The 22,277-nt window shown below is 71.5% G+C and carries 20 protein-coding genes; 10 read left to right on the top strand and 10 right to left on the bottom strand.

The genetic code is table 11. The features are described 5' to 3' along the window. The first annotated feature begins 1 nt into the window (after nucleotide 1). The 4 genes from ACWD4G_RS26825 (at nucleotide 2) to pssA (ending at nucleotide 3,416) form a co-directional block, all read left to right on the top strand. Nucleotides 2-508: a MaoC family dehydratase gene (locus ACWD4G_RS26825; RefSeq protein ID WP_451297771.1), complete on the top strand. Its 507-nt coding sequence runs from the start codon at nucleotides 2-4 to the stop codon at nucleotides 506-508. A gap of 4 nt (nucleotides 509-512) precedes the next feature. Beyond that, complete coding sequence (locus ACWD4G_RS26820) at nucleotides 513-1,718, top strand: acyl-CoA dehydrogenase family protein (protein ID WP_451297659.1); 1,206 nt, start codon at nucleotides 513-515, stop codon at nucleotides 1,716-1,718. A gap of 179 nt (nucleotides 1,719-1,897) precedes the next feature. Then, on the top strand, nucleotides 1,898-2,557 hold the full coding sequence (locus ACWD4G_RS26815; protein WP_451297657.1) for a phosphatidylserine decarboxylase: 660 nt from the start codon (nucleotides 1,898-1,900) through the stop codon (nucleotides 2,555-2,557). Further along, nucleotides 2,544-3,416 carry a CDP-diacylglycerol--serine O-phosphatidyltransferase gene (gene pssA / locus ACWD4G_RS26810; RefSeq protein ID WP_451297655.1) on the top strand — a complete coding sequence of 291 codons (873 nt, stop codon included), beginning with the start codon at nucleotides 2,544-2,546 and terminating at the stop codon, nucleotides 3,414-3,416. Before ACWD4G_RS26815 ends, pssA begins: the two co-directional genes overlap by 14 nt. Nucleotides 3,417-3,725: 309 nt before the next feature. On the opposite strand, the gene ACWD4G_RS26805 is transcribed toward pssA, so the two are convergent. Then, nucleotides 3,726-4,850, bottom strand: a complete 1,125-nt coding sequence (locus tag ACWD4G_RS26805; protein WP_451297770.1) for a glycerate kinase — start codon at nucleotides 4,848-4,850, stop codon at nucleotides 3,726-3,728. 246 nt (nucleotides 4,851-5,096) lie between these two features. Here ACWD4G_RS26805 and ACWD4G_RS26800 point away from each other — a divergent pair, with 246 nt between their 5' ends. From ACWD4G_RS26800 to ACWD4G_RS26790, 3 genes are all read left to right on the top strand, one after another. Further along, nucleotides 5,097-6,179, top strand: coding sequence for an ADP-ribosylglycohydrolase family protein (locus ACWD4G_RS26800; RefSeq protein ID WP_451297653.1), 1,083 nt, complete (start codon nucleotides 5,097-5,099; stop codon nucleotides 6,177-6,179). Next, nucleotides 6,176-6,667, top strand: a complete 492-nt coding sequence (locus ACWD4G_RS26795; protein ID WP_451297651.1) for an NUDIX domain-containing protein — start codon at nucleotides 6,176-6,178, stop codon at nucleotides 6,665-6,667. Before ACWD4G_RS26800 ends, ACWD4G_RS26795 begins: the two co-directional genes overlap by 4 nt. Nucleotides 6,668-7,156: 489 nt before the next feature. Beyond that, nucleotides 7,157-9,523: a protein kinase domain-containing protein gene (locus tag ACWD4G_RS26790; protein ID WP_451297649.1), complete on the top strand. Its 2,367-nt coding sequence runs from the start codon at nucleotides 7,157-7,159 to the stop codon at nucleotides 9,521-9,523. A gap of 91 nt (nucleotides 9,524-9,614) precedes the next feature. Here ACWD4G_RS26790 and ACWD4G_RS26785 read toward each other — a convergent pair whose 3' ends face one another. Next, a complete protein-coding gene (locus ACWD4G_RS26785) occupies nucleotides 9,615-10,166 on the bottom strand; it encodes a DUF3455 domain-containing protein (protein WP_451297647.1) in 552 nt (183 codons plus the stop codon). Between the two features lie 215 nt (nucleotides 10,167-10,381). On the opposite strand from ACWD4G_RS26785, the gene ACWD4G_RS26780 reads away from it, so the two are divergent. Then, complete coding sequence (locus ACWD4G_RS26780) at nucleotides 10,382-11,116, top strand: SIR2 family NAD-dependent protein deacylase (protein ID WP_451297645.1); 735 nt, start codon at nucleotides 10,382-10,384, stop codon at nucleotides 11,114-11,116. Between the two features lie 7 nt (nucleotides 11,117-11,123). Here ACWD4G_RS26780 and ACWD4G_RS26775 read toward each other — a convergent pair whose 3' ends face one another. The 3 genes from ACWD4G_RS26775 to ACWD4G_RS26765 form a co-directional block, all read right to left on the bottom strand. Beyond that, nucleotides 11,124-11,639 (bottom strand): methylated-DNA--[protein]-cysteine S-methyltransferase, encoded by a 516-nt coding sequence (locus ACWD4G_RS26775; protein ID WP_451297643.1) that lies wholly within the window; start codon nucleotides 11,637-11,639, stop codon nucleotides 11,124-11,126. An 18-nt stretch (nucleotides 11,640-11,657) separates the two neighbouring features. Further along, a complete protein-coding gene (locus tag ACWD4G_RS26770) occupies nucleotides 11,658-13,154 on the bottom strand; it encodes a DNA-3-methyladenine glycosylase 2 family protein (RefSeq protein WP_451297641.1) in 1,497 nt (498 codons plus the stop codon). 208 nt (nucleotides 13,155-13,362) lie between these two features. Further along, nucleotides 13,363-15,324, bottom strand: a complete 1,962-nt coding sequence (locus ACWD4G_RS26765; protein WP_451297768.1) for a heavy metal translocating P-type ATPase — start codon at nucleotides 15,322-15,324, stop codon at nucleotides 13,363-13,365. A 57-nt stretch (nucleotides 15,325-15,381) separates the two neighbouring features. On the opposite strand from ACWD4G_RS26765, the gene ACWD4G_RS26760 reads away from it, so the two are divergent. Beyond that, nucleotides 15,382-15,750 (top strand): ArsR/SmtB family transcription factor, encoded by a 369-nt coding sequence (locus tag ACWD4G_RS26760; RefSeq protein ID WP_451297639.1) that lies wholly within the window; start codon nucleotides 15,382-15,384, stop codon nucleotides 15,748-15,750. Between the two features lie 66 nt (nucleotides 15,751-15,816). On the opposite strand, the gene ACWD4G_RS26755 is transcribed toward ACWD4G_RS26760, so the two are convergent. The 4 genes from ACWD4G_RS26755 to ACWD4G_RS26740 form a co-directional block, all read right to left on the bottom strand. Beyond that, nucleotides 15,817-16,881 carry a hypothetical protein gene (locus ACWD4G_RS26755; RefSeq protein ID WP_451297637.1) on the bottom strand — a complete coding sequence of 355 codons (1,065 nt, stop codon included), beginning with the start codon at nucleotides 16,879-16,881 and terminating at the stop codon, nucleotides 15,817-15,819. Nucleotides 16,882-17,127: 246 nt separating this feature from the next. Beyond that, nucleotides 17,128-18,216 carry a catalase family protein gene (locus tag ACWD4G_RS26750; RefSeq protein WP_451297635.1) on the bottom strand — a complete coding sequence of 363 codons (1,089 nt, stop codon included), beginning with the start codon at nucleotides 18,214-18,216 and terminating at the stop codon, nucleotides 17,128-17,130. A gap of 28 nt (nucleotides 18,217-18,244) precedes the next feature. Further along, nucleotides 18,245-19,585, bottom strand: coding sequence for a Dyp-type peroxidase (locus ACWD4G_RS26745; protein ID WP_451297633.1), 1,341 nt, complete (start codon nucleotides 19,583-19,585; stop codon nucleotides 18,245-18,247). Nucleotides 19,586-19,598: 13 nt separating this feature from the next. Continuing rightward, entirely contained in the window at nucleotides 19,599-20,207 is a 609-nt protein-coding gene (locus tag ACWD4G_RS26740; RefSeq protein WP_451297631.1) for a hypothetical protein, read from the bottom strand. A gap of 232 nt (nucleotides 20,208-20,439) precedes the next feature. On the opposite strand from ACWD4G_RS26740, the gene ACWD4G_RS26735 reads away from it, so the two are divergent. Beyond that, nucleotides 20,440-21,498 carry a tetratricopeptide repeat protein gene (locus ACWD4G_RS26735; RefSeq protein WP_451297629.1) on the top strand — a complete coding sequence of 353 codons (1,059 nt, stop codon included), beginning with the start codon at nucleotides 20,440-20,442 and terminating at the stop codon, nucleotides 21,496-21,498. 83 nt (nucleotides 21,499-21,581) lie between these two features. Here the strand turns inward: ACWD4G_RS26735 and ACWD4G_RS26730 are convergent, their stop codons facing one another. Continuing rightward, on the bottom strand, nucleotides 21,582-22,091 hold the full coding sequence (locus ACWD4G_RS26730; RefSeq protein WP_451297627.1) for an O-acetyl-ADP-ribose deacetylase: 510 nt from the start codon (nucleotides 22,089-22,091) through the stop codon (nucleotides 21,582-21,584). Nucleotides 22,092-22,277: the final 186 nt, after the last annotated feature.

Below are 22,277 nucleotides of genomic sequence, written 5' to 3'. Positions count from 1 at the left end.
GATGCAGTTCGGACGCACCTACGAGGAGTTCGAGGTCGGGGCGGTCTACAAGCACTGGCCCGGGAAGACGGTCACGGAGTACGACGACCACCTCTTCTGTCTCCTCACCATGAACCACCACCCGCTCCACATGGACGCCAACTACGCCGAGAAGACAACGGACTTCGGCAAGAACGTCGTGGTCGGGAACTACATCTACTCGCTGCTGCTCGGCATGTCCGTCCCGGACGTCTCCGGCAAGGCGATCGCCAACCTGGAGATCGAGTCGCTGAGGCATGTGGCGCCGACCTTCCACGGGGACACGATCTACGGCGAGACGACCGTGCTCGACAAGTGGCCGTCGAAGTCGAAGAACGACCGCGGCATCGTCCATGTCGAGACCAAGGGCTACAAGCAGGACGGCACGCTGGTGTGCGTGTTCCGCCGCAAGGTGATGGTGCCGACCGAGACGTACATCAAGGAGCGCGGCGGCGAGCAGCCCGGCCGCCCGGAACTTCAGGAGGGCTGACCCCATGGCACGCCTCGCCCAGACCCACGGCCTCACGGACGTCCAGCAGGAGATCCTGTCCACGGTCCGCGACTTCGTGGACAAGGAGATCATCCCGGTCGCGACGGAGCTGGAGCACCGCGACGAGTACCCGCAGCAGATCGTCGACGGCCTCAAGGAACTGGGCCTCTTCGGTCTGATGATCCCCGAGGAGTACGGCGGTCTGGGCGAGTCCCTGCTCACGTACGCGCTGTGCGTGGAGGAGATCGCGCGGGGCTGGATGTCGGTGTCCGGGATCATCAACACGCACTTCATCGTGGCGTACATGCTCAAGCAGCACGGCACCGAGGAGCAGAAGGACTACTTCCTGCCGAAGATGGCGCTGGGTGAGATCCGGGGCGCCTTCTCGATGTCGGAGCCGGGGCTCGGTTCGGATGTGTCGGCGATCACATCGAAGGCGGTCAAGGACGGCGAGGAGTACGTCCTGAACGGTCAGAAGATGTGGCTGACGAACGGCGGAACGTCAACTCTCGTCGCCGTACTCGTCCGAAGTGACGAAGGACACCCTGAGGGGACGGCGCCCCACAAGTCGATGACGACCTTCTTGATCGAGAAGGAGCCCGGTTTCGGGGAGGTCCGCCCCGGCCTCACCATTCCCGGGAAGATCGACAAGATGGGTTACAAGGGCGTCGACACCACCGAACTCATCATGGACGGACTGCGCATTCCGGCCAATCGTGTACTCGGCGGCACCACCGGCCGAGGGTTTTACCAAATGATGGACGGCGTGGAAGTCGGCCGGGTGAATGTGGCCGCGCGTGGCTGCGGCGTCGCACAGCGTGCGTTCGAACTCGGTGTCCAGTACGCCCAGCAACGGCACACCTTCGGCAAGCAGATCGCCCAGCACCAGGCGATCCAGTTCAAGCTCGCGGAGATGGCTACCAAGGTCGAGGCCGCCCATGCCATGATGGTGAACGCGGCACGCAAAAAGGACTCAGGGGAACGAAACGACCTCGAAGCAGGAATGGCGAAGTACCTCGCCTCCGAATACTGCAAAGAAGTCGTCGAGGACGCCTTCCGCATCCACGGCGGCTACGGCTTCTCCAAGGAGTACGAGATCGAGCGCCTCTACCGTGAGGCACCGATGCTGCTGATCGGCGAGGGTACCGCCGAAATCCAGAAAATGATCATCGGTCGCCGACTGCTCGAAGAGTATCGATTCCAGGGCTAGTCCAGGGTCGGTTGTCTGATTCGGGGTGTTTTCTTCGAGAAGAAGATCACACCCCGTCAGCACTCTTCGGCCGTCGACTCGGCTTCCTGGCTTGCCCAGTTGCGGCCCGCGACCGGTACGATCCGGGAAAGCCGCCGTCCCCAGTCACCGCGCGGCATCATCCGCTACGAAGGTCATCCATGCCCCACAGCCAAACCTCTGCACCACGCGACAGCCGAGTCGGCGGCGTACGCCTCGCGCGCGGAGCATCGCCGTGGCTTCTCCCGACCGTCGCCACCGCAGCAGTCAGCCTCGTCCGCGCGCGCCGCTCCGGTGTCGCCAAGGCCGTGGCCGTGCCCGCCACCGCGCTCGCGGCCGGCATGCTGTGGTTCTTCCGCGACCCCGAGCGTGAGATCGCCCAGGGCCGAGTGATCTCGCCCGCCGACGGTGTGGTGCAGAGCATCATGCCGTGGAAGGACGGCCGCACCCGCGTCGCGATCTTCATGAGCCCGTTGAACGTCCATGTGAACCGCGCGCCGCTCTCCGGCACGGTCACGTCGGTGGAGCACATCCCCGGCGGGTTCGTCCCCGCGTTCAACAAGGAGAGCGAGAACAACGAGCGCGTAGTCTGGCATTTCGACACCGAGCTGGGTGACATCGAGATGATCCAGATCGCCGGCGCCGTGGCTCGCCGTATCGTTCCGTACATCCCCGAGGGCACCAAGGTCGAGCAGGGGGACCGGATCGGGCTGATCCGTTTCGGCTCGCGGGTCGACATCTACCTCCCGGAGGGTGTCGAGGTGGACGTCGAGGTGGGGCAGAAGACCGTGGCTGGGGTGACTCGCATTGACCGTGATTGATCCTGATACCCAGGCCGGCGAGACCGGGCCGGCCACCGGCTGGGTGCCGGAGGTCGACGACACGGAGGACGACGCGGAGGAGATGCCGCTGTCGCTCCGGCTGTCGATAGCGGACACCCTCACCCTGGGCAACGCCACGTGCGGCTTCATGGCGGTGTACTTCACCACCACCGGCATCCTGATCCCGCACCTCACCGGCAGCCAGGAGACGGGCATGGCCCGCCACAGCGCGGCCACGGCGGTCATCCTCATGCTCTGCGCGGCGATCTTCGACCTGTTCGACGGTCTGGTCGCCCGCAAGCTGCGCTCGTCGCCGATGGGCGCGGAGCTGGACAACCTCTCCGACCTGATCAGCTTCGGCCTCGCCCCGGCGTACTTCGTCCTCGTCTACGGCATGGTGGCGGACGACGCGCATCAGCGGGTGGCGGCGGTGGGCGCGATCGTGGTGTTGCTGGCCGTGGTGCTGCGCCTGGCCCGCTTCTCCTGCGTGTCCGTGCCGAACGGCATGTTCCAGGGCATGCCGTCCCCCTTCGGCGCGCTGACCGTGGTCTCCATCGTCCTGCTGGAGCTGCCCTTCGTGGCGACCCTCCTGGCGATCGTCGGCACGGCCTGGCTGATGGTGAGCCGGGTCGAGTACCCCAAGCCGCGGGGTCCCCTCGCGGGCGCCGTGCTCACCTGGATCGTCCTCGCGATGGGCCTCCTGGTGGCCTGGGCCTTCGACGCCCCCGGCGGCCAGCTCCTCCTCCAGACCGGCTGCGCCCTGCAGCTCGTCATGGGCGCGGTGATCCCCCTGTTCGCCACGGCCCGCCGGGTGAACAACTTCCGCGACAACAGGCGCGAGGCGCGGGCGCTCCGCTAGGCGCTCCGCTGAGAACGGGGTAGGGCCCCGGACCCGGGTTTGGGTTCGGGGCTCTTTGCTGTTGCGAGGTGGGGGGTCGGATTGGCGGGTGCGGGTGGGTGGGGGCTGGTCGCGCAGTTCCCCGCGCCTCTTAAAGCAGGGGCTGCGCCCCGTGCTTTTAAGGGGCGCGGGGAACTGCGCGAGCAACCACACACCACCCGCAGCCGCCAACAAACCACCACCACCCGAGCTACAAGGCGCAGGGGGTCGAAGGGGCGCAGCCCCTGGGGATGGGACGGGTAGGGGCGGCGGGGGCGGAAAAAGGTCTGCTCAGCCCAGGAAGTCCCGGGCGATCCGTTCCGCCACCCGCTCCAGGATCGGCCCCGGGTCGGCGATGCAGCGCTCGACGTCCGGTTCGACGTCCGTCAGGGGGTACGCCCGGCGAATACCGGCCCGCCCCAGAGCCTCCGGCGGCAGCGCCAGCCGCCCACACACGGCGACAACCTCCTTGTCGGCGGCCCGAGCGGCCGCGGCCACCCCCGCCGGGGCCTTGCCGTGGAGCGTCTGCTCGTCCAGCGAACCCTCACCGGTGATCACCAGCGTGGCCTTGGCCAGCGCCGCGTCGAACCCGAGCACATCGAGCATGATCTCGATCCCGGCGCGGAAGCGGGCGCCGAGGACGAGGGCGCCGTAGCCGATGCCACCGGCGGCCCCCGCGCCCGGCGCGAGGGCGTACTCCGCGGCCCTGGCCCCGACCGCCCGCTCCAGCACCCGCGCATAGTGCGCGAGCGCCGCGTCCAGCACCGCCACGTCCTCCTCGCTCGCCCCCTTCTGCGGCCCGTACACCGCGGGCGCCCCCTTCGGCCCGGTCAGCGGGTTGTCCACATCGCTGGCCAGCACGAAGTCGACGTCGCCGGAGCCGAGCCGGGGGTCGAGACCGGAGAGGTCGGCGGTGGCGAGGTCACGCAGGCCCCCGCCGCCGGGGCCGACCGGTTCCCCGGCGGCGTCCAGGAAGCGGGCGCCCAGCGCGGCGAGCATGCCCGCGCCGCCGTCCGTCGTGGCGCTCCCGCCCACCCCGAACACGATCGTGCGGGCACCGGCGTCCAGCGCGGCCCTCAGCAGTTCCCCCGAGCCGTACGTCGATGCCGTGAGCGGGGCGAAGACCCCGGCGGGCAGCCGGTGCAACCCGCTGGCCTCGGCCATCTCGACCACGGCGGTGCCGCCGCGCAGCGCGTACGCGGCGGTCACGGGTTCGCCCAGCGGGCCGGCGACACATACCTCGCGGCGCTCGAAGCCGGCCGCGACCGCCGCGGCCACGGTTCCGTCGCCGCCGTCGGCCACGGGCAGCGCCTCGACCTCCAGGTCGGGCAGCACCCCGCGCAGGCCCGCCGTGACCCGCTCGGCGACCTGTACGGCGGTCAGGGTGCCCTTGAACTTGTCCGCGGCGATCAGCACCCGCGGGGTTGCCGTGCCAGTGTCGATCCCGTCCACAGCGGCGTTCGCCACGCTGCCATCCCCTCGCTCATCAGGCCTTGCACATCAAGGCGGTCGCGCCGCAGCGACCCTAACCGCCCGGGCCCTCGCCCGTCATGCCCCGTTCCGCCAGACGAACACGACACGGCCGCCGGGGGTCGTGTGCGGCCCGTCCCCGCCCCCGTCCTCCCCCGAGCGCCTCCGCCCCGGATCGGGTAGACCTTCCCCATGAGCCCTGTCGACAGCGGATTCGGTGATCGTGTGCTCGGGGGGTGGCTGGGGCGGGTCGCGGGGAACATGCTCGGGAAGCCGGTGGAGGAGGGGGAGGTGTGGAGCCGGGAGCGGATCGATCGGTATCTGCGGCGGGGTGGTGCCCTGCCGCTGACCGACTACCTCCCGGAGCCCGTAGACGAGAGCGACGCGCGGGCGTTGCGGCCCGAGTGGCGGAGTTGCGTACGCGGCCGGGTGCACGGCAGTTGCCGTGACGACGACGTCGACTACGCCGTCCTCGGCCTCCATCTGCTGGAGACCCACGGTTTCGGCTTCACCACCGAGCAGGTCGGCGACCTGTGGCTGCTGCGGCTGCCGTTTCTGCAGACGTTCACGGCGGAACGCGCCGCCTACCGCAACCTCGCGAACGGACTCAAGCCCCCGCTCACGGCCACCTACGACAACCCGTACCAGGAGTGGATCGGCGCCCTCATCCGCGCCGACATCCACGGCTGGACCTCCCCGGGCGCACCCCGCCGGGCGGCCTCGCTGGCCCGGCGTGACGCGGTGCTGTCGCACACCGGGAACGGCGTCTACGGGGCGATGTGGGCGGCGGCGCTCATCTCGGCGGCGTTCACCGCGCCCACCGTCCGGGACGCCGTCGAACAGGCGCTCACCGTGATCCCGGCGAGCAGTCGTCTCGCCCGTACCGTACGGCGGGTGGTCTCGCTCCACCGGAGCGGGCTGTCCTGGGAGGAGACGCTGAGGACGGCCGAGGACGAGACCGCCGGGCTGGGATGGATTCACACCGTCCCGAACGCCGCCGTGCTCACCGCCGGACTCCTGTACGGCGACGGCGACTTCACCCGCACCGTCGCGCTGACCGTCCGCGCGGGCCTGGACACCGACTCCAACGGCGCGACCGCGGGTTCGGTGGCGGGGGTGATGTGCGGTGCGGCTGCGATCCCGGACCGCTTCAAGGACCCGCTGGAGGACACCGTGCGCAGCGCGGTGTTCGGCTTCGACGGCGTACGGATCACTGAACTCGCCGAGCGCACAGTGAGGTTGGCACAGTCGGGCGCCCCTACCCTGCTGCCATGACCACTCAAGACTTCGCCACGTACCTCGCGAGCCTCCCGCGTGTTCTGGCCGCTGCCGCCGCCGTCTTCCGTGACGGCGAGGGCCGGGTGCTGATCGTGGAACCCAACTACCGCCGGAAATGGGGGCTTCCGGGCGGCACCATCGAGTCGGACGACGGGGAGACGCCCCGGCAGGGCGCCCGGCGTGAGACGGCCGAGGAGATCGGCCTGGACGTCGAGTTGGGGCGGCTGCTCGTCGTGGACTGGGCGCAGCCGGCCGGACGTCCGCCGGTGGTGGCGTATGTGTACGACGGCGGGGTGCTCGGCGAGGAAGAGCTGTCGCGGATCACGTTGCAGGAGGAGGAGCTGCTGTCCTGGCGGCTCGTGCCGCGCGACGAACTCACCGGCTATCTCTCCGAGGCCCTGGGCCGCCGAGTACTCGCCGCGCTGGACGCCCTCGCCGACGGTGCGGGACCGATCGAGTTGGAGGACGGTCACCGGGTCGGCTGAGTCGGTGAAGGTGGGGACCGTGGCCGCTGCGGCATGGGCGATGACCAGCCACGGAGGTCGCGGTCTCATGGGCATATTCATTGACAGGAGTCAGCTGACATTACGTCAACTCCCCTTGCACGGAGGGTGAGAAGGGGAGAACGCGGCGATTGATAGAAGTTTAAAGCGCTGGCCGAAAACGCTCCCCGTTCTTCACTTCAGCCTCTAGTCTTGCCACAGATCCCGTCCGAAGCGACCCCACTCCCGCAGTCTCGCTCCGGCACCGGGGCAGCACTCGGGACGCCTGGGCGGGTGCCCCCGGGCGCGGGGGCCGCGGCTCCGGCAGGCTGCGGGGCGCCGGAAGCGCTCACCGGCTGCCGTCCGGACGAGCCGGTCTCAACGCCCATCCCCCGCCGGGCCGTTTCTCGCCCGTCAACACGAGAACAGGCAGCTGAGGTCATGGAACCACTGGGCCCCGACGATCCAGAGACACTAGGCCCCTTCCGTCTCGTGGCACGGCTCGGCGCGGGCGGGATGGGCCGGGTCTATCTGGCGCGGTCCGCCGAGGGACAGACCGTCGCGGTCAAGGCCATCCGCCCCGAGATGCTGGGCGACCGCAACTTCCGTATCCGCTTCCGGCGTGAGGTCGAGGCCGCCGGAGCCGTCGGCGGCAGATTCACGGCGGCCGTGGTGGACGCCGACCCCGACGCGGAGACGCCCTGGCTGGCGACCGAGTACATCCCCGGGCCCACCGTGGCCGAGGCCGTGGCCGAGCACGGGCCGCTGCCGGTGGAGTCGGTGCTCGTGCTCGGCGCGGGCATCGCCGAGGCGCTGATCTCCGTCCAGGCCGCGGGCCTCGTCCACCGCGACCTCAAGCCGTCCAATGTGCTGCTCGCCGCCGACGGCCCGCGCGTCATCGACTTCGGCATCGTCCGCGCGACCGACGGCTACGACCTCACCAGATCCGGCGCCCTCTTCGGCTCCTTCGAGTACATGTGCCCCGAGCAGGCCACGGGCGAGCCGCTGGGCCCCGAGGGCGATGTCTTCTCCCTCGGCTCCGTGCTCACCTACGCCTCGTCCGGGCACGCCCCGTTCAGCGGCACCGCGGCGGCCACGCTCCTCTACCAGGTCGTGCACAGCGCCCCCGACCTCACCGGCGTCCCCGACCCCCTCGACAAGATCATCAACCTCTGTCTCACCAAGGACCCGCTGCTGCGCATCACCCCGGACAAGCTGGCGGCGGCCTGCGCGCCCGGCGGAGTGGAGCAGCTGGTGGAGGCCGGCTGGCTGCCCCAGCCGGTGACCGCCTCGATCGCCCTGCGCACGGCGGTGGTGTCGAACCTCGACACCGCGCCGGACGGCCTGGTCGAGAGGTCCTCCCTGCCCACCGACACCCCGAAGCCGTACGCGTACGGCTCCCAGGGCGGCCGCCGGACCTACCGCCCGGACGGGACCGACGCCACCCCGACCCCGAGACCGGTACGCGCCGACCCGGAGTGTCCTTCCCGGGCGCCTGCCCCTGCCGAGGGCGGCTGCCCTCCCCAGGCCCCTCCTCCCCCTGCCGACGAGGGCTGCCCTCCCCCACCCCCCGGCTGTGCCGAGGAGGTACCGGACATCACCGGTCCGCTGCCCCCGAAGCCCTACGGCCGCACCGGGGAGACAGCGGCGGGACGCACCGGCCCGAGGCGCCGCCGGGCCCTGTCCCGGCCCGGGCCGTCCCGGCGTACGGTGCTCACCGCGTCGGCGGGCGCCACGGCCGCCGTCATCGGCGGCTCACTGCTGCTCGCCCGGCACGAGAAGGCCGGCGGGCAGGTCGCGGCGCCCGCCGGCCCGGCCCCGAAACCGCTCTGGGTCTACCGCGGCGGGCCGATGCTCCAGGCACCGGCGGTCTTCCACAAGGAGACCGCCCTGCTGAAGACCCGCCCGGGCGACATGATCTCCCTCGACCTCACGGACGGCACCCGGCCCAAGTGGGTCTACGAGGGCATCAGCCCGTCGCCCACACCGACCGTGCTGAGCTTCAGCGGGGCGGTCGCGGTGACACTGGGCGAGGGCTCGACCGTGATCGGCGTCGACCCCGACGACGGGACGGAACGTTTCACCCTCGATTTCGGGCCGGATTTCCGATTCGACACCCTGCTCGGCGCGATCGACGACAGCACGCTCTCCGTCATCGGTGCCCGGCTGCGGCGGGAGACCGCGGAACAGGGCGTCGCGACGTCCACGGAAACGGTGTTCGCTGTGGACCTGGTGGGCCGTCGCGCGGAGGTCATCCCCGTCAGCCCCCAAGACGTCGGCATCCAGGTGACGCCAGTCATCATTCCCGGCATCTTCATCTACGCCGATGGCCTGCGCAATGTGACGGCCCGCAACACCGACACCTCCGGTGTCCGCTGGCGGCATCCCGTCGGCTACGACCTCAGGCCCGGCCTCGCCCTGCTCGGCGATACCGTCTTCGTCATAGGTCGCGAACTCAAGGCCCTGAACGTCGACACCGGCAAAGCGCGCTGGAAGGTGACCCCCGACCGCGGCCAGTTCGCCTCCCTCGGGGCCATCGGCAACACGGTGTACGCCACCGGCACGAACCCCGCCGGCGTGTACGCCTTCAACGCGGCGACCGGCGCCCGCCGCTGGTTCCGCGCCACCCCCCGCCTCAATGTCGACCTGCCGATCACCACCGGCCCCAAGACCGTCTACGTCCCCGCCTACAAGAACAAGAACGGCTTCTACGCCATCGACTCCACCGACGGCACGCTCCTGTGGAACTTCACCGACAACATCGAGACCGGCGTCAACGAATGGCAACTGGCCTGCGACGCCTCCGGCCGACTGGTGGCCCAGCACTACGACCGCACGTACTGCCTGCCGGCGCCGTGAGGGGGAGACGGCGGGAACCCTGGGGCCACGCGCCCGCCGCGACCACCGCGCCCGCGGCGCGGCTCGGCGCGTCGGCGCGCGGCCCGAGGCCCTACTCGGCGGGCTTGTAGAAGGCGTAGGTGGCGGAGTACGGGACGCTGACCTGGTCGGTGCCGGTGCAGGCGGTGGCCGGGGCGACGCCGCCGCTCGTGTCGAGGCGCTGGATGTAGGAGACACCGGCGAAGACCCCGGTGCCGCGCGTGGCCGTGGACTTCAGCAGCAGCTCGGGGATGGTGCCGGGCTTGGGCGAGGTGGCGACGGCGGCGGCGTTGACCGCGCTGCCGTCCATCGTGGAGACCCACACCGGGCCACGGGAGTGGAGGGCGACGGTGCGGTGGGAGCGGTCCTTCTTCAGCGAGAGCGCGGCGGCCGGCTCCAGCAGCTTCCAGACGCCGTCGGCACAGGTGTAGGTCTGGACGCCCTTGGCGGACATGACGCTGGTGAGCCGGTTGCCGTCGGGCACCTTCAGCGCGGCGGGGGCGTCGACGCCGGCGCGGGCGGGCTTCGGCTCCGCGGCCTGGCCGACCGTGGCGCTCAGGAGCGTGCCGGTGGTCACCGCGGCGAGTGCGGTGGTGGTGAGGACGAGTCTCGTGGCGAGCTTCATCGAGTGTGTTTCTCCCCAGGGATTGCCGAGCATGTGCGCGGGGCGCACGTAGGTGTGGAGTATGCGCGGGCGCGGCGCGGCTCCACGAGGGCTTCCGGGGCACACGGCCGGGTCATGGCGCGGCGGACTCGGGGGCGCCCGACTCGCCGTAGGGGCAGGGGCGCGGCGCGCGTATTCCACTCGCTTCGAGCGGACAGGAGTCCTACTGTCGGCCCATGACCAAGCCACTCGTCGCCCTGCTCAGCGGCGCCGGTATCTCGACGGACTCCGGAATCCCGGACTATCGCGGCCCGAACGGGCTGTGGCGCAAGGACCCCGGGGCCGAGAAGCTGGTCACGTACGAGTACTACATGGGTGATCCGGACATTCGGCGGCGGTCGTGGCAGCTGCGGCGGCAGAACCGGACGCTCGGGGCGGAGCCGAACGCGGCGCATCGGGCGGTGGCCGAGCTGGAGCGGTCCGGGGTGCCGGTGCGGGTGATCACGCAGAACGTGGACGGGTTGCACCAACTGGCCGGGATGCCCGGCCGCAAGGTGCTCGAACTCCACGGCACCGCACACGCGGTGGTGTGCACGAAATGTCATGCGCGCGGGCCCATGGATGATGCGCTCGCCCGGGTCGAGGCCGGTGAGGACGATCCGCCGTGCCTCACATGCGGCGGCATCCTGAAGTCTGCGACGGTGATGTTCGGCGAGCGCCTCGACCCGATGGTCCTGAGCGAGGCCGTCGCGATCGCCAAGGCCTGCCAGCTGTTCATCGCCGTCGGCACCAGCCTCCAGGTCCAGCCCGCCGCCGGTCTCGCGGGGATCGCCGCCGACCACGGCGCCCGACTGGTCATCGTCAACGCCGAACCGACCCCGTACGACGACCTGGCCGACGAGATCATCCGCGAGCCGATCGGCACGGCCTTGCCGGAGCTGCTGCGCACGTTGGGCGGGGTCACCGGCTAGGGCCGCCTCAGAACAGTGCCGCTCCGCTCTCGGAGCCGAGGCCGCTCTCGAAGTCCAGCAGGCGTTTCTTGCGGGCCAGGCCGCCGCCGTAGCCCGTGAGGGAGCCGTTGGCGCCGACGACGCGGTGGCAGGGGACGATGATGCCGATGGGGTTCTTGCCGTTGGCGAGACCGACCGCGCGGGAGGCGGCCGGGTTGCCGAGGGCCGCGGCCAGTTCGCCGTACGAGCGGGTCTCGCCGTAGGGGATGCGGCGCAGTTCCTGCCACACCTCGCGCTGGAACGGCGTCCCGTTCAGCCGCAGTTCGAGCGAGAACTCCTTCAACTCGCCCGAGAAGTAGGCCGCCAACTGCTCCTCGACCGCGCCGAAGGCCGAATCGTCACGCGCGCCGAAGTTCTCCTGAGGCGGTCGATGCCGCTGCTCGGTCATGTAGAGGCCGCACAGCGCGCCGTCGTCGGCGGCAGCGACGAGGGTGAGGGGCCCGTAGGGGCTGTCGATGACCGTGTGCTGCTTGCGCTCGTTCATGGCTGTCCTCATGTTTTCTCACACCGGGAGGAAGTTGATCGGGTGGCTGTCGGTGGCCCACAGGTACTGGACGGCGTAGGCCCGCCAGGGTCGCCAGGCCGCAGCGCGTGCGGTGAGGGCGGCGGGACTGGAGGGCAGGCCCAGCTCCTTTGCCGCGCGCCGGATTCCGAGGTCGGTGGCGGGGAATGCGTCGGGGTCGCCGAGGGCGCGCATGGCGATGACGTCGACGGTCCAGGGTCCGAAGCCGGGGAGGGCGAGGAGCTGGGCGCGGGTGTGGGCCCAGTCGCTGTCCACGCCCAAGTGGAGGTCGCCGTCGGCGAGTTGGCGTACCAGGGTGGTGAAGGTGGTCCGGCGGGTGCGGGGCATGGCGAGGGTGTCGGGGTCCACGTCCGCGAGCGCCTCGGGGGACGGGAAGAGGTGGGTGAGACCGCCGTCGGGGTCGTCGACGGTTTCGCCGTGGGCGGTGACCAACCGGGCCGCGTGGGTACGCGCGGCGGCCGTGGACACCTGCTGGCCGAGCACGGCCCGTACGGCGAACTCGGCCTCGTCGACGGTACGCGGCACCCGCCGCCCCGGCGCCTTGTCCACCAGCGGCGCCAGCACCGGATCGGTGCGCAGCTGCTCGTCGACGGCGACCGGATCGGCGTCCAGGTCGAGCATGCGGCGGCAGCGGCTGATGGCGACGGGCAGATCCCGTAGATCGCTGAGGCGGAGCCGGCAGCCGATGTGGTCGGGCTCGGGCCTGAGCCCGACGATGCCATGGCCGTACGGCAGCCGCAGTGTGCGCCGGTACGCGCCGTCGCGCCACTCCTCGACGCCGGGTACGGCGGTGGCGGCGAGGTGGCCGAAGAGATTGTCGGGGTTGAGCGGGGCCCGGAAGGGCAGCCGGAGGCTCAACACCCCTGATGTACCCGGCGATTCGGAGCGCTGCCGGGACGACCGCGCCGCCCGCTCGCGCAGTTCGCTCGGCGAGAGCGCGTAGACCTCCCGCACGGTGTCGTTGAACGTCCGGATCGAGGCGAACCCGGCGGCGAACGCGATCCGAGCCATCGGCAGCCCGCTCGTCTCGATCAGCAGCCGGGCGGTCTGCGCCCGCTGGGCCCGGGCGAGCGCGAGGGGCCCCGCCCCCAGCTCGGCCATCAGCTGCCGCTCGACCTGCCGGGTGCTGTACCCGAGCCGCCGGGCCAGCCCGTCCACCCCTTCCCGGTCCACGACCCCGTCCGCCACGAGCCGCATCGCCCGCGCGACCGCGTCGGCCCGCTGATCCCACTCGGGCGACCCCGGACTCGTATCCGGCCGGCACCGCTTACAAGCGCGAAACCCGGCCTGCTGACAGGCCGCCGCGCTCGGATAGAACCTCATGTTCTCGGCCTTCGGCGGCACCACCGGACAACTGGGCCGACAGTAGATCCGCGTGGTCAGAACCGCCGTGAACACCCACCCGTCAAACCGAGCGTCCTTGCCCCGCACGGCCCGCACACACCGCTCGGTGTCCTCGTACATCCCGTTCCGCATGGGTCAAGGATCGGGGAGGAGGGGAGCGCAAGGCTGGCAGGAATCCGACATCAAGGTGGGGGCGATCTCGTAGCTCCCGAGAACACCAGAAGGGTCACGGGCAACTCATAGCCGCCGGCCACCATCAAAGGGGCGCGGGGAACCGCGCGACCAGCCCACAACCACCCGCGGTCGCCATGCATCCCGCAGCCCCTCCCCCATAGGCGAACTAACCCATAGCCCGCCCCCACGCAGACTCCCGCAACAACCGCAGCCCATTCAGCCCCACCAGAACAGTGGACCCCTCATGCCCAGCCACCCCGAGCGGCAACGGCAGATGCCCCACCAGATCCCACACCACCAGCACCCCGATACACACCCCGGCGATCACAAGGTTCTGCACCACCAACCTCCGAGCGGCCCGCGACAACCGCACCACCGCTGGAATGGCGACAAGCTCATCCCGCACCACCACCGCGTCGGCGGTCTCCAGCGCGAGGTCGGACCCCGCACGCCCCATCGCCACCCCGGCGTGCGCGGCGGCAAGCGCGGGCGCGTCGTTCACGCCGTCCCCCACGAACACCACCTTCCTCCCACCCCCCTGAAGCTCCCGCACGGCCGCCACCTTGCCCTCCGGCAACAACCCGGCCCGCACATCCCCGATCCCGACCTCATCGGCGACCTGCGCGGCAGCGAACGAATTGTCGCCGGTCAACAACACCGGCCCCCTCCCCGTCACCGAGGCGACCGCGGCCACGGCCGCCTTCGCGTCGTGCCGAAGCCGATCGGCGAGGGTGAGCGTCCCCACGGCCACCCCGTCGCGCTCCACGAGTACGACGGTCCCGTCGGCGCCCCGGCCGTGCTCCTCCCCGGCCCGCCCCACGGCCACCGCGCGCCCCTCGACCGTGGCCCGCACACCCCATCCGGGCACGGCCACGAACCCCTCGGCGCCGGTGACGCGCAGCCCCCGCGCACCGGCGGCGGCCACCACGGCCCTGCCCAGCGGATGCTCACTGGGGTGCTCGGCGGCCGCGGCGAGCGCCAGCAGCGCGTCCTCGTCCAGCCCGGAGCCCGGCAGCGGCCGTACGGCGACGACCTCGGGCATGCCCTCGGTGAGCGTGCCCGTCTTGTCCAGCGCGGCCATGTCGATCTCGCCCAGCCGTTCCATGGCGACGGCCGACTTGACGAGGACACCGTGTCGTCCGGCGTTGGCGATCGCGGAGAGCAGGGGCGGCATGGTGGCGAGCACGACGGCGCACGGCGAGGCGACGATCATGAAGGTCATGGCGCGGAGGAGGGCTTCCGTCAGGTCCTCGCCGAAGGCCAGCGGGACCCCGAAGACGGCGAGGGTGGCGACGACGACCCCGACGGCGTAGCGCTGTTCGATCCGTTCGATGAACAGCTGGGTCGGCGCCTTGGTCCGGGAGGCCTCCTCGACGAGCCCGACGATCCGGGCGATGACGGAGTCGGCGGGGTCGCGTTCGACGCGGACGCGGAGCACGCCGGTGCCGTTCAGGGTGCCCGCGAAGACCTCGTCGCCGGGGGCCTTGGGCACGGGCAGGGGTTCACCGGTGATGGTGGCCTGGTCGACGTCGCTCTCGCCCGCGAGGACCCGCCCGTCGGCGCCGACGCGCTCACCGGGGCGGACGAGCACGATGTCGCCGACGGCGAGCTGATCCGTAGGCACGCTCTCTTCGACCTCGCCCACCGCCTCGGCCTCCTCGGCGGAGCCGCCGGCGGACACCCGCGTGGCGGTCGTCGGCGCGAGGTCGAGCAGGCCCCGTACCGAGTCGGCGGTGCGGGCGGTGGCCAGGGCCTCCAGCGCGCCGGAGGTGGCGAAGATGACGATCAGCAGGGCGCCGTCGAGGACCTGTCCGATCGCGGCGGCACCGAGCGCCGCGACGATCATCAGCAGGTCGACGTCGAGGCTCTTCTCCCGCAGCGCCCGCAGCCCTTCGAGGGCGGGTTCCCAGCCGCCGGCCGCGTAGGCGACGGCGTACAGCGGGCCGTACAGCCAGGCGGAGGCGCCAGCCAGGTCGAGGGGAAAGGCGAGGAGGAAGGCGACGGTCGAGGCCAGCGCCCAGCGGGCCTCGGGGAGGGCCAGGACGCGCGTACGGCGGCGCGGAGCCGTCGAGGGCTGCGTGCGGCGGACCGGTGACGGGGCAAGGGTGGTGGACACCCGGCCCACCATACAGGAACACATGAAGACTCATTCATGCCTTCATGCGCGATGAGTAAGATATCCGCCATGGGTCATGGAGCCGTCACCGCCGCGCAGAACGCCACTCCACGCGTGCGGCTGGACGCGGCCAATGTCGCCAAGGTGGCCACGACCCTTCAGGCCCTGTCCACCCCGTCGCGCCTGCTGATCCTGGCCCGGCTGCGCGAAGGGCCGCTGCCCGCGACCGAGTTGGCCGCCGAGGTGGGGATGGAGCAGTCCGCCTGCTCCCATCAGCTGCGGCTGCTGCGCAATCTCGGGCTGGTGGTGGGCGAACGCCGGGGCCGGTCGGTGGTGTACGCGCTCCACGACCACCATGTCGCCGAGCTGCTGGACCAGGCCGTGTACCACGTGGAGCACCTGAGGCTGGGCATCAGCGACGCGCCCGACGCGGACTGAGTCCTCGTCGGGCGCGGGGGGTTTGCCGGGATTCGGCGTCCTTCGTACGTACGGCTTCGGCGGCGGCTACGTCGCGGGCACGGCGGGGAGGGTGCTCGCCACGGGAAGCGGCGGCATAGCGGGCAGTGTGCTGGCCTCGGCAAGCGGGGGCAGCGCGGGGAGGGTGCTCGCCTCCGGCAATGGCGGCAGGGCCGGGAGGGTGCTGGCCTCGGGGAGCGGGGGCAGGGCGGGAAGGGTGCTCGCCTCGGGAAGCGGGGGCAGGGCGGGGACGAGGCCCTCCGTGGCGGGGAGCGCGGGCAGTTGGGGCAACGCGGGCAGCTGGGGCAGGCCGTTGGCGGCCGGTAGCGCCGGGAGCTGGGGTACGAGGCCGCCGACCAGGCCCCCGACCAGGCCGAGGACCGGCTGGAGAAGGCCCGTGACCACACCGAGCACCGGGGACAGCAGTCCGGTCACCGCGCCGAGTACGGCACCGACGTCCAGCGAGGTCAGGGCCTTGAGCAGGCCGTCGACCGCGGACTGCAGCGCGGTGAGGAGTTCTCCGACGGGGTCGGCCGCGGCGACGCGGTACGGGGTGATCGGGCCACGGGTGGCCGGGGCCGTGGTGTCGAGCTTCTTCAACCGCTCCTGGACGGTGGCGTGGGCCGTCCTGAGTTCCTCGGCATGGCGGGCGGCCACGGCCGGGTCGAGTACGGCGCCGGCGTCGCCCAGGGCCGCGATGTCGCTCAACTCGTCCAGCAGCGGCCCGAGTACGTCGTCCAGGTCCATCGCGTCGATCGCGGCGATCTGGGCGGCCACCTCGGCTTCGACGTCCGCCTCCGTATCCGAGGCCGCGGCCTCGGCGGCGTCGAGTTCGGTGTCGAGCCTCGCCAGCAGCTCGTCCAGATCGGCCTCTTGTTGAGCGAACAGCGCGTCCAGGTCGGTCTCCTGTTTCGCCACGAGCGCGTCGATCTCCGCTTCGAGATCGTCGAGGAAGGCCGTGAGGTCGTCGGGCGCGGGGACGGCGGCGGTGGCGCGGCCCGAGACCTCGTGGCCCGCGTCCACGAGAGCGGTGGCGGTACCGATCGGGGTGAAGACCAGCGCGGCGCAGACCAGGGGCGACAGAAGGAGACCACGGGTGGCGAGGGCACGCATGCACGTTCCTTTCGAAGCGGCTGTCCTATGCCTCACCGTGGAATCGGGTACGGCACGCCGCAACCGATCACCGGGCCGCTCCCCCACCCGCCGCCGCACCGCGACGACACCGCTGACCAGGATGTTTGACCCAGCGAACAGCTCCGCGCACCCTCCGTACGCCAGGGGCGGGCCGTTACCCCGTCAGAGTGCGGGACGGCCCCCGCCGTTCGCGCTCGGCACCCGTGTCGGTGCCGGGGCCGGTGGTCAGGCGGGGAGGTCCTCGATGTCGGACGGCTCCTGGGGCTCGATCCCGTTGAAACGGTGGCGGAAGTCGCTGGAGGCGGGGTACGCGGCGCGGCGCGAGCGCATGATCGAGCCGAGCGGGCGGTGGGCGTCCAGGGCGTGCCAGGGGCTGAAGGAGAGGACGTCGTCGGCGTAGCGGCGGCGGGCGTCGCTGTAGGCGTCCTGGGCGGGCAGGCTCAGCACGGCCACGGTCTGGTGCGGCGAGAGTTCCTCGGGCCACAGGACGGACGCGTCCTCCACGGGCATCCGGTCGATGTCCACGCAGAGCTGGGCGCGGATGTCGTACTCGGCGGAGTGGTGGGCGAAGAAGTCGACGACGAGGTCGCGCAGCGCGGACTCGCCGGCCTTCTTGTCGACGCGGCTGCCGGTGAGGGCCCGCACGTTCGCCGAGCGGGGCGCGGCGGACATCTTGGCGACGTGGTCGCCGTAGCGCAGCGCGGCCATGGAGTGGAAGGTCTCACCGAGGATGTGGTCGTTGACGGCGGCCAGGGTCTCGACGGCCGGCGGGAGCGGGCGGCCGGCGCGGGTGAGGGCCTTGGCGGCCACGCGGGCGGCGGCGCCGGTGAGCTGGAGCCGCTGGTCGCTCTGGCGGGGCTGTTTCTCCAGCAGGTCCTGGAGTTTGGCGTACTCGGCGATGTTGCCGAAGGGCAGGGTGGGGTGGTTGACCAGGAGGAGGTCCTGGGTGGTGTGGCCGTCGTCGAGGGCGCGGGGGCCGGGGGCGCCGATCACCTTGATGGCCATGCCGCGCTGTACGGGTACCTGGTCGGAGCGCAGATCGCCGGGGGCGGAGGAGAAGCGGACGATCACCGGGTAGGTGGCCGGTTCGGCGAAGAGGCCCTGGGCGAGGTGGGCGGGGAGGTCGGGCTGGACGCGCAGTTCGCCGGCGAGGACGCCGTGGCTCTTGGCGTGGGCGTCGCGCAGGCCGTGGCGGTGTTTGTCGGCGACCTGCTGGTTGGCCTTGCCCATGGCCGCGACGACCTGGCGGATCAGCTCCTCCTCGTCGGGGAAGGGCTGTTCGAGGTCGGGGCTGTAGGGGACGTACGAGGTCACGGGTGCCTCCGCGAGGGGGGGGTGGGGGTCAGTTGCCGCTGAGCCAGCGGATGGCGGAGAGGCTGGGCATGAAGAAGTACTCGCCGCCGAGGAGGGTGTTGAACGACTGGATGTTGTGCACCCGGCGGGGCGGGGTGCCGGGCACGGTGAAGTGGGCGCCCTTGTCCTGGAGCGAGATCATCGGGTCCTTCTCCTTGCCCAGGCCCATGAAGTTGCCGGAGCCGACCCACTCGCTCTGCAGGAACTCGACGTTGTCGATGGCCCGTGCGCCGAGCGCGATGAAGTCCAGGCCGCGCGGCCTGCCGTCGTCCTTGAGCCGGTCCGGGGGCAGTGGGGTGCCGTAGGAGGTGCCGCGGCGGATGATCCGGCGGATGTTGACGTCGCTGAGGACCGTCAGTTTCGTGTCGCGCGGGTTCATCCGGCGGATGTGGGAGCCCAGGGGGGTGCGCAGCCCGCGCGGGTCGGCGGAGTAGTCGAAGTCGTTGATCCGCTGCGGGTCCGCGCCGATCGCGGGGTCGTCGCGCTCCGGGGCAAGGGCCAGGGGTGCGCCGCTGCGCCAGCGGCCGACGAGTTTGGCGGCCAGCAGTTCGCGTTCCTGTTCGGTACGGGCGTGGTCGTGGAGGAACTTGTTGAAGGCGGCGACATGGGAGTGGTACTTGCGGAAGACGACGTAGGTGCCGTTGCGGCCGAGGACATCGGGGGTCAGCACCGGCAGGGGGACGCCCGTCTCGCTGGGGTGGCCGAGCACGAACTCGCCCGCTTTGATGGGCCGTCCGTCACCCGGCAGTGGCTCGGCGCCGCTGCCCTCGACCACCGGCTGGCTGAAGCCGTCCCGGTACCCGAAGACATTGAAGCCGTCGGCCGCGAAGTCCTGGTGCGAGAGCAGCCGTACGCCCTGGACCTCGGCCAACTCCTTCTCGTACGCGGCGACTTCTCCGCGCCAGTCGGCCTCGCTCGCGGCGTAGACCGTGACGGCGACATGCACGCGCGGGGTGCCGAACGGGAACTCCCAGTGGTTCGGGGCGTTCGGGCCGGTGTCGCGCAACCGCTCGGCGCGGGCGGCCATCCCGGCACGGAAGTTGGCCGGGAAGGAGGCCAGCGAGGGTTCCGGCACGCCCAGGGCGACGAGCCCCCGGTAGCTGAGGGCGAGGGCCAGCCAGGAGGGTCGGGGTTCGTCCCAGCGGGCCGCCGAGGTCACGCGGGGGGCCAGTCGGCGCAGCAGTTCCCTGCCGGCCGTCGGGTCGGTGATCTCCAGGATGGCGTGGGTGCCGTAGTAGGGCTCCGGCCTGGCCCGCAGCAGCGTCGCCTGGATGTCGTCCAGGTCCAGCGTGGGGGGCCGGCGCAGGCGCCGGAACAGTGGGGAAGGCATGGTGCGCCCTCCCTCAGTTCAGGTCGGACAGGAAGCGCTGTACGGCGGCCTCCTGGCGCTTGAGGCGGGTGGCCTCCGCGACGGTGAGGTTCGGGTGGGCGACGAACCACGCCTGAGCCGGGAGCTGGTGCTTGACGATGAAGTCCTTGACGTCCGGCGAGGTGATGCCGGGCCAGCCCTCGACGTTGCTGAACAGATAGTCCATGAACTCGGGGATCTTGGTGGCGAAGTCGTCGATGTAGGGGTCCCACTCGCCGTCGAAGGCGGTCGCGAACAGCAGCTTGGTGTCGTTGTCCAGGAAGACGAAGCGCATGTTGTGCAGCGTGCCGACCTGACCGGCGCCCGCGAGGTTCCCGCCGACCAGCTTGAAGAACTTCCGCAGCCTGTCCGCGCCGTTCGGCTTCAGCGGCAGGATCGTCGTCAGCTCGGACACCTCGCCGCTCTTGGCCCCGATCCGGCCGGCGGTCGTGACCGCGTGCTCGGCCATGTCCTCCTTGTCGGCCAGGACCTCCGCGACCCGCAGCTTGAACGCGATCTTCGCGTCCGACAGTGCGGAGTCGACCCGCTCGCGGACGGTCTCGGGCAGCTTCTGGAACTTCGCGTGCAGGTCTTTCTCGCTCATGGCACCTCTCCTCGGGGTCGGGCACCGGCCCTGTCGGCCGACACTCCTCTGATGACCATCCCAACAGAATTGATTATATCATCAGCATGTCATCCCGACCTGTTGTCGCGCCACCCCCGGCCAGCAGCCGGGCCCGCGCCTGTGGGTCGACCCGTCCCACAGCTGCCGTGTCCCGATACGTCCACCGCTCGAAGGAGTCCCTGATGACAACCACCGCAGGCAGGAGTTCCTGATGGCGGAGCGCACTTCCCGATCACGCGGCCTCGTCAATCCAGCGTCCGACGTCACCGACGTCAGCGCATTCCCGGACCCCGACCGGACCGTCCGTCCGGCGCTCACACCCGCCGAATCGGTGGCGCTGGTCGATCTGCTCGCACTGAGCGGCCATTTCCTGGGCCGCGTCGCCGACCACGAGCTGGCCGCGCGGCTGGCCGAACAATCGGTGTGCGAGGCGCCCGAGGACGGGGTCGCCCTGCTGGCCCGGGCCAGGTCACGGGCGGCTCTGCACCGCTTCGCCGAAGCGATGGCCGACCTCGACGCGGCGGAACGGGCCGGCGCGGCGCGCGGGGCCGTGGACCGGGAACGGGCGACGGTCCTCGGAGCGGTCGGCTGTCACGCCGAGGCCCACGCCCGGCTTCGGGACGCCTCCGCCCACGGGTCCGGCTTCACGAGGTCGGCGGCTGCGGCGGTGGTACTGGCGGAGCTGGGCGAGGCCGCCGAGGCCGAGCAGGCGTTCGAGGAGGCGCGGCGCCTCCATCGAGAGGTCTCGCCCTTCCCGCTGGCCCGGCTGGACTTCCGGCGCGGTGTGATGTGGCGGCGCCGGGGCGATCTGGCCACCGCCCGCGAGTGGTTCGAGGCGGCCGTGCGCCGGGTGCCGGGATACGCACCCGCCATCGGCCGTCTCGCCGAGGTCGCCCTCCTCCGCGGCGACCCCGAGGCCGCCGTCGACCTTCTGCGCCCCGTGGTGGAGACGAGCGACGACCCCGAGTACGCCGCCCGTCTGGTCCTCGCGCTGCGCGCCGTCGGACACCACCGGGAGGCCCGGACATGGCAGGACCGGGCGGCGGAACGCTACGACGAACTGGTGCGGAACCACCCCGAGGCCTACACCGGCCCCGCCGCCCACTTCTGGCTCACCACGGGAGCGGACCTCGACCGGGGCATCCGACTCACCCTGCACGCCGGGGCCCTACGCCGGGCGACCCGGGCGCGGGTGCTCCACCGACTCGCCGGTGCGGCGGACCGCCGGCCGCCGGGGGACGACGAGTCGCCGAGGACATGGGCGCCGTAGCGCGGTCCTGGGAGGGCGATGAACGAGGGCGCTGGACGGGACGGTGGCCTCGGGGGAACCGTCTGCGCGGCCCGGTCCCCGGCTCAGCGCAGACGCGCGGCGAACGCCTCGTAGGCCCGGTCGTCGAAGAGGACGAACCTGACCTCCTCGACCTCGGTCGGCGTCGTCCGTACGGTCTCCACGGCGATCCTCGCGGCGTCGTCCATGGGCCAGCCGTAGACACCGGCGGAGACCGCCGGGAACGCGACCGTGCGGGCGCCCAACTCGTCGGCGACGCGCAGGGATTCGCGGTAGCAGGAGACGAGCAGGGCGGAACGGTCGAGGCTCTGGCTGTGCACCGGGCCCACGGTGTGGATGACCCAGCGCGCGTCCAGTTCGCCCGCTGTCGTGGCCACCGCCTGGCCCGTGGGCAGGCCCTTGCCGTAGTGCGAGGCACGGAGCCTTCGGCAGTCCTCCAGGATCGCGGGCCCGCCCCGGCGGTGGATCGCGCCGTCCACTCCTCCCCCGCCGAGGAGGGAGGAGTTCGCGGCGTTGACGATGGCGTCGACGGACTGATCGGTGATGTCGCCCTGGACGAGGGTGATGGTGACCATGGGGCCTCTATATCAGCCGCCGGGACGGGAAGGCCGACGAATAAGACGCGCCTCCCCGCCGCCGATCGCCGGGGCGACCATCGACGGCCGGCGGCCGCCCACGACCGGCGACTGGCTACGACCGGCGACCGCCGACGACGGGCGACCGCCCACCACCGCCGGCGGCCCGCCCCTCCTCCGTTCGAG

The sequence above is a fragment of the Streptomyces sp. NPDC002643 genome (genome assembly GCF_053592555.1).
The sequence above is the reverse complement of the archived record's forward strand: the minus strand, read 5'-3'. Positions and strand labels throughout refer to the sequence as shown.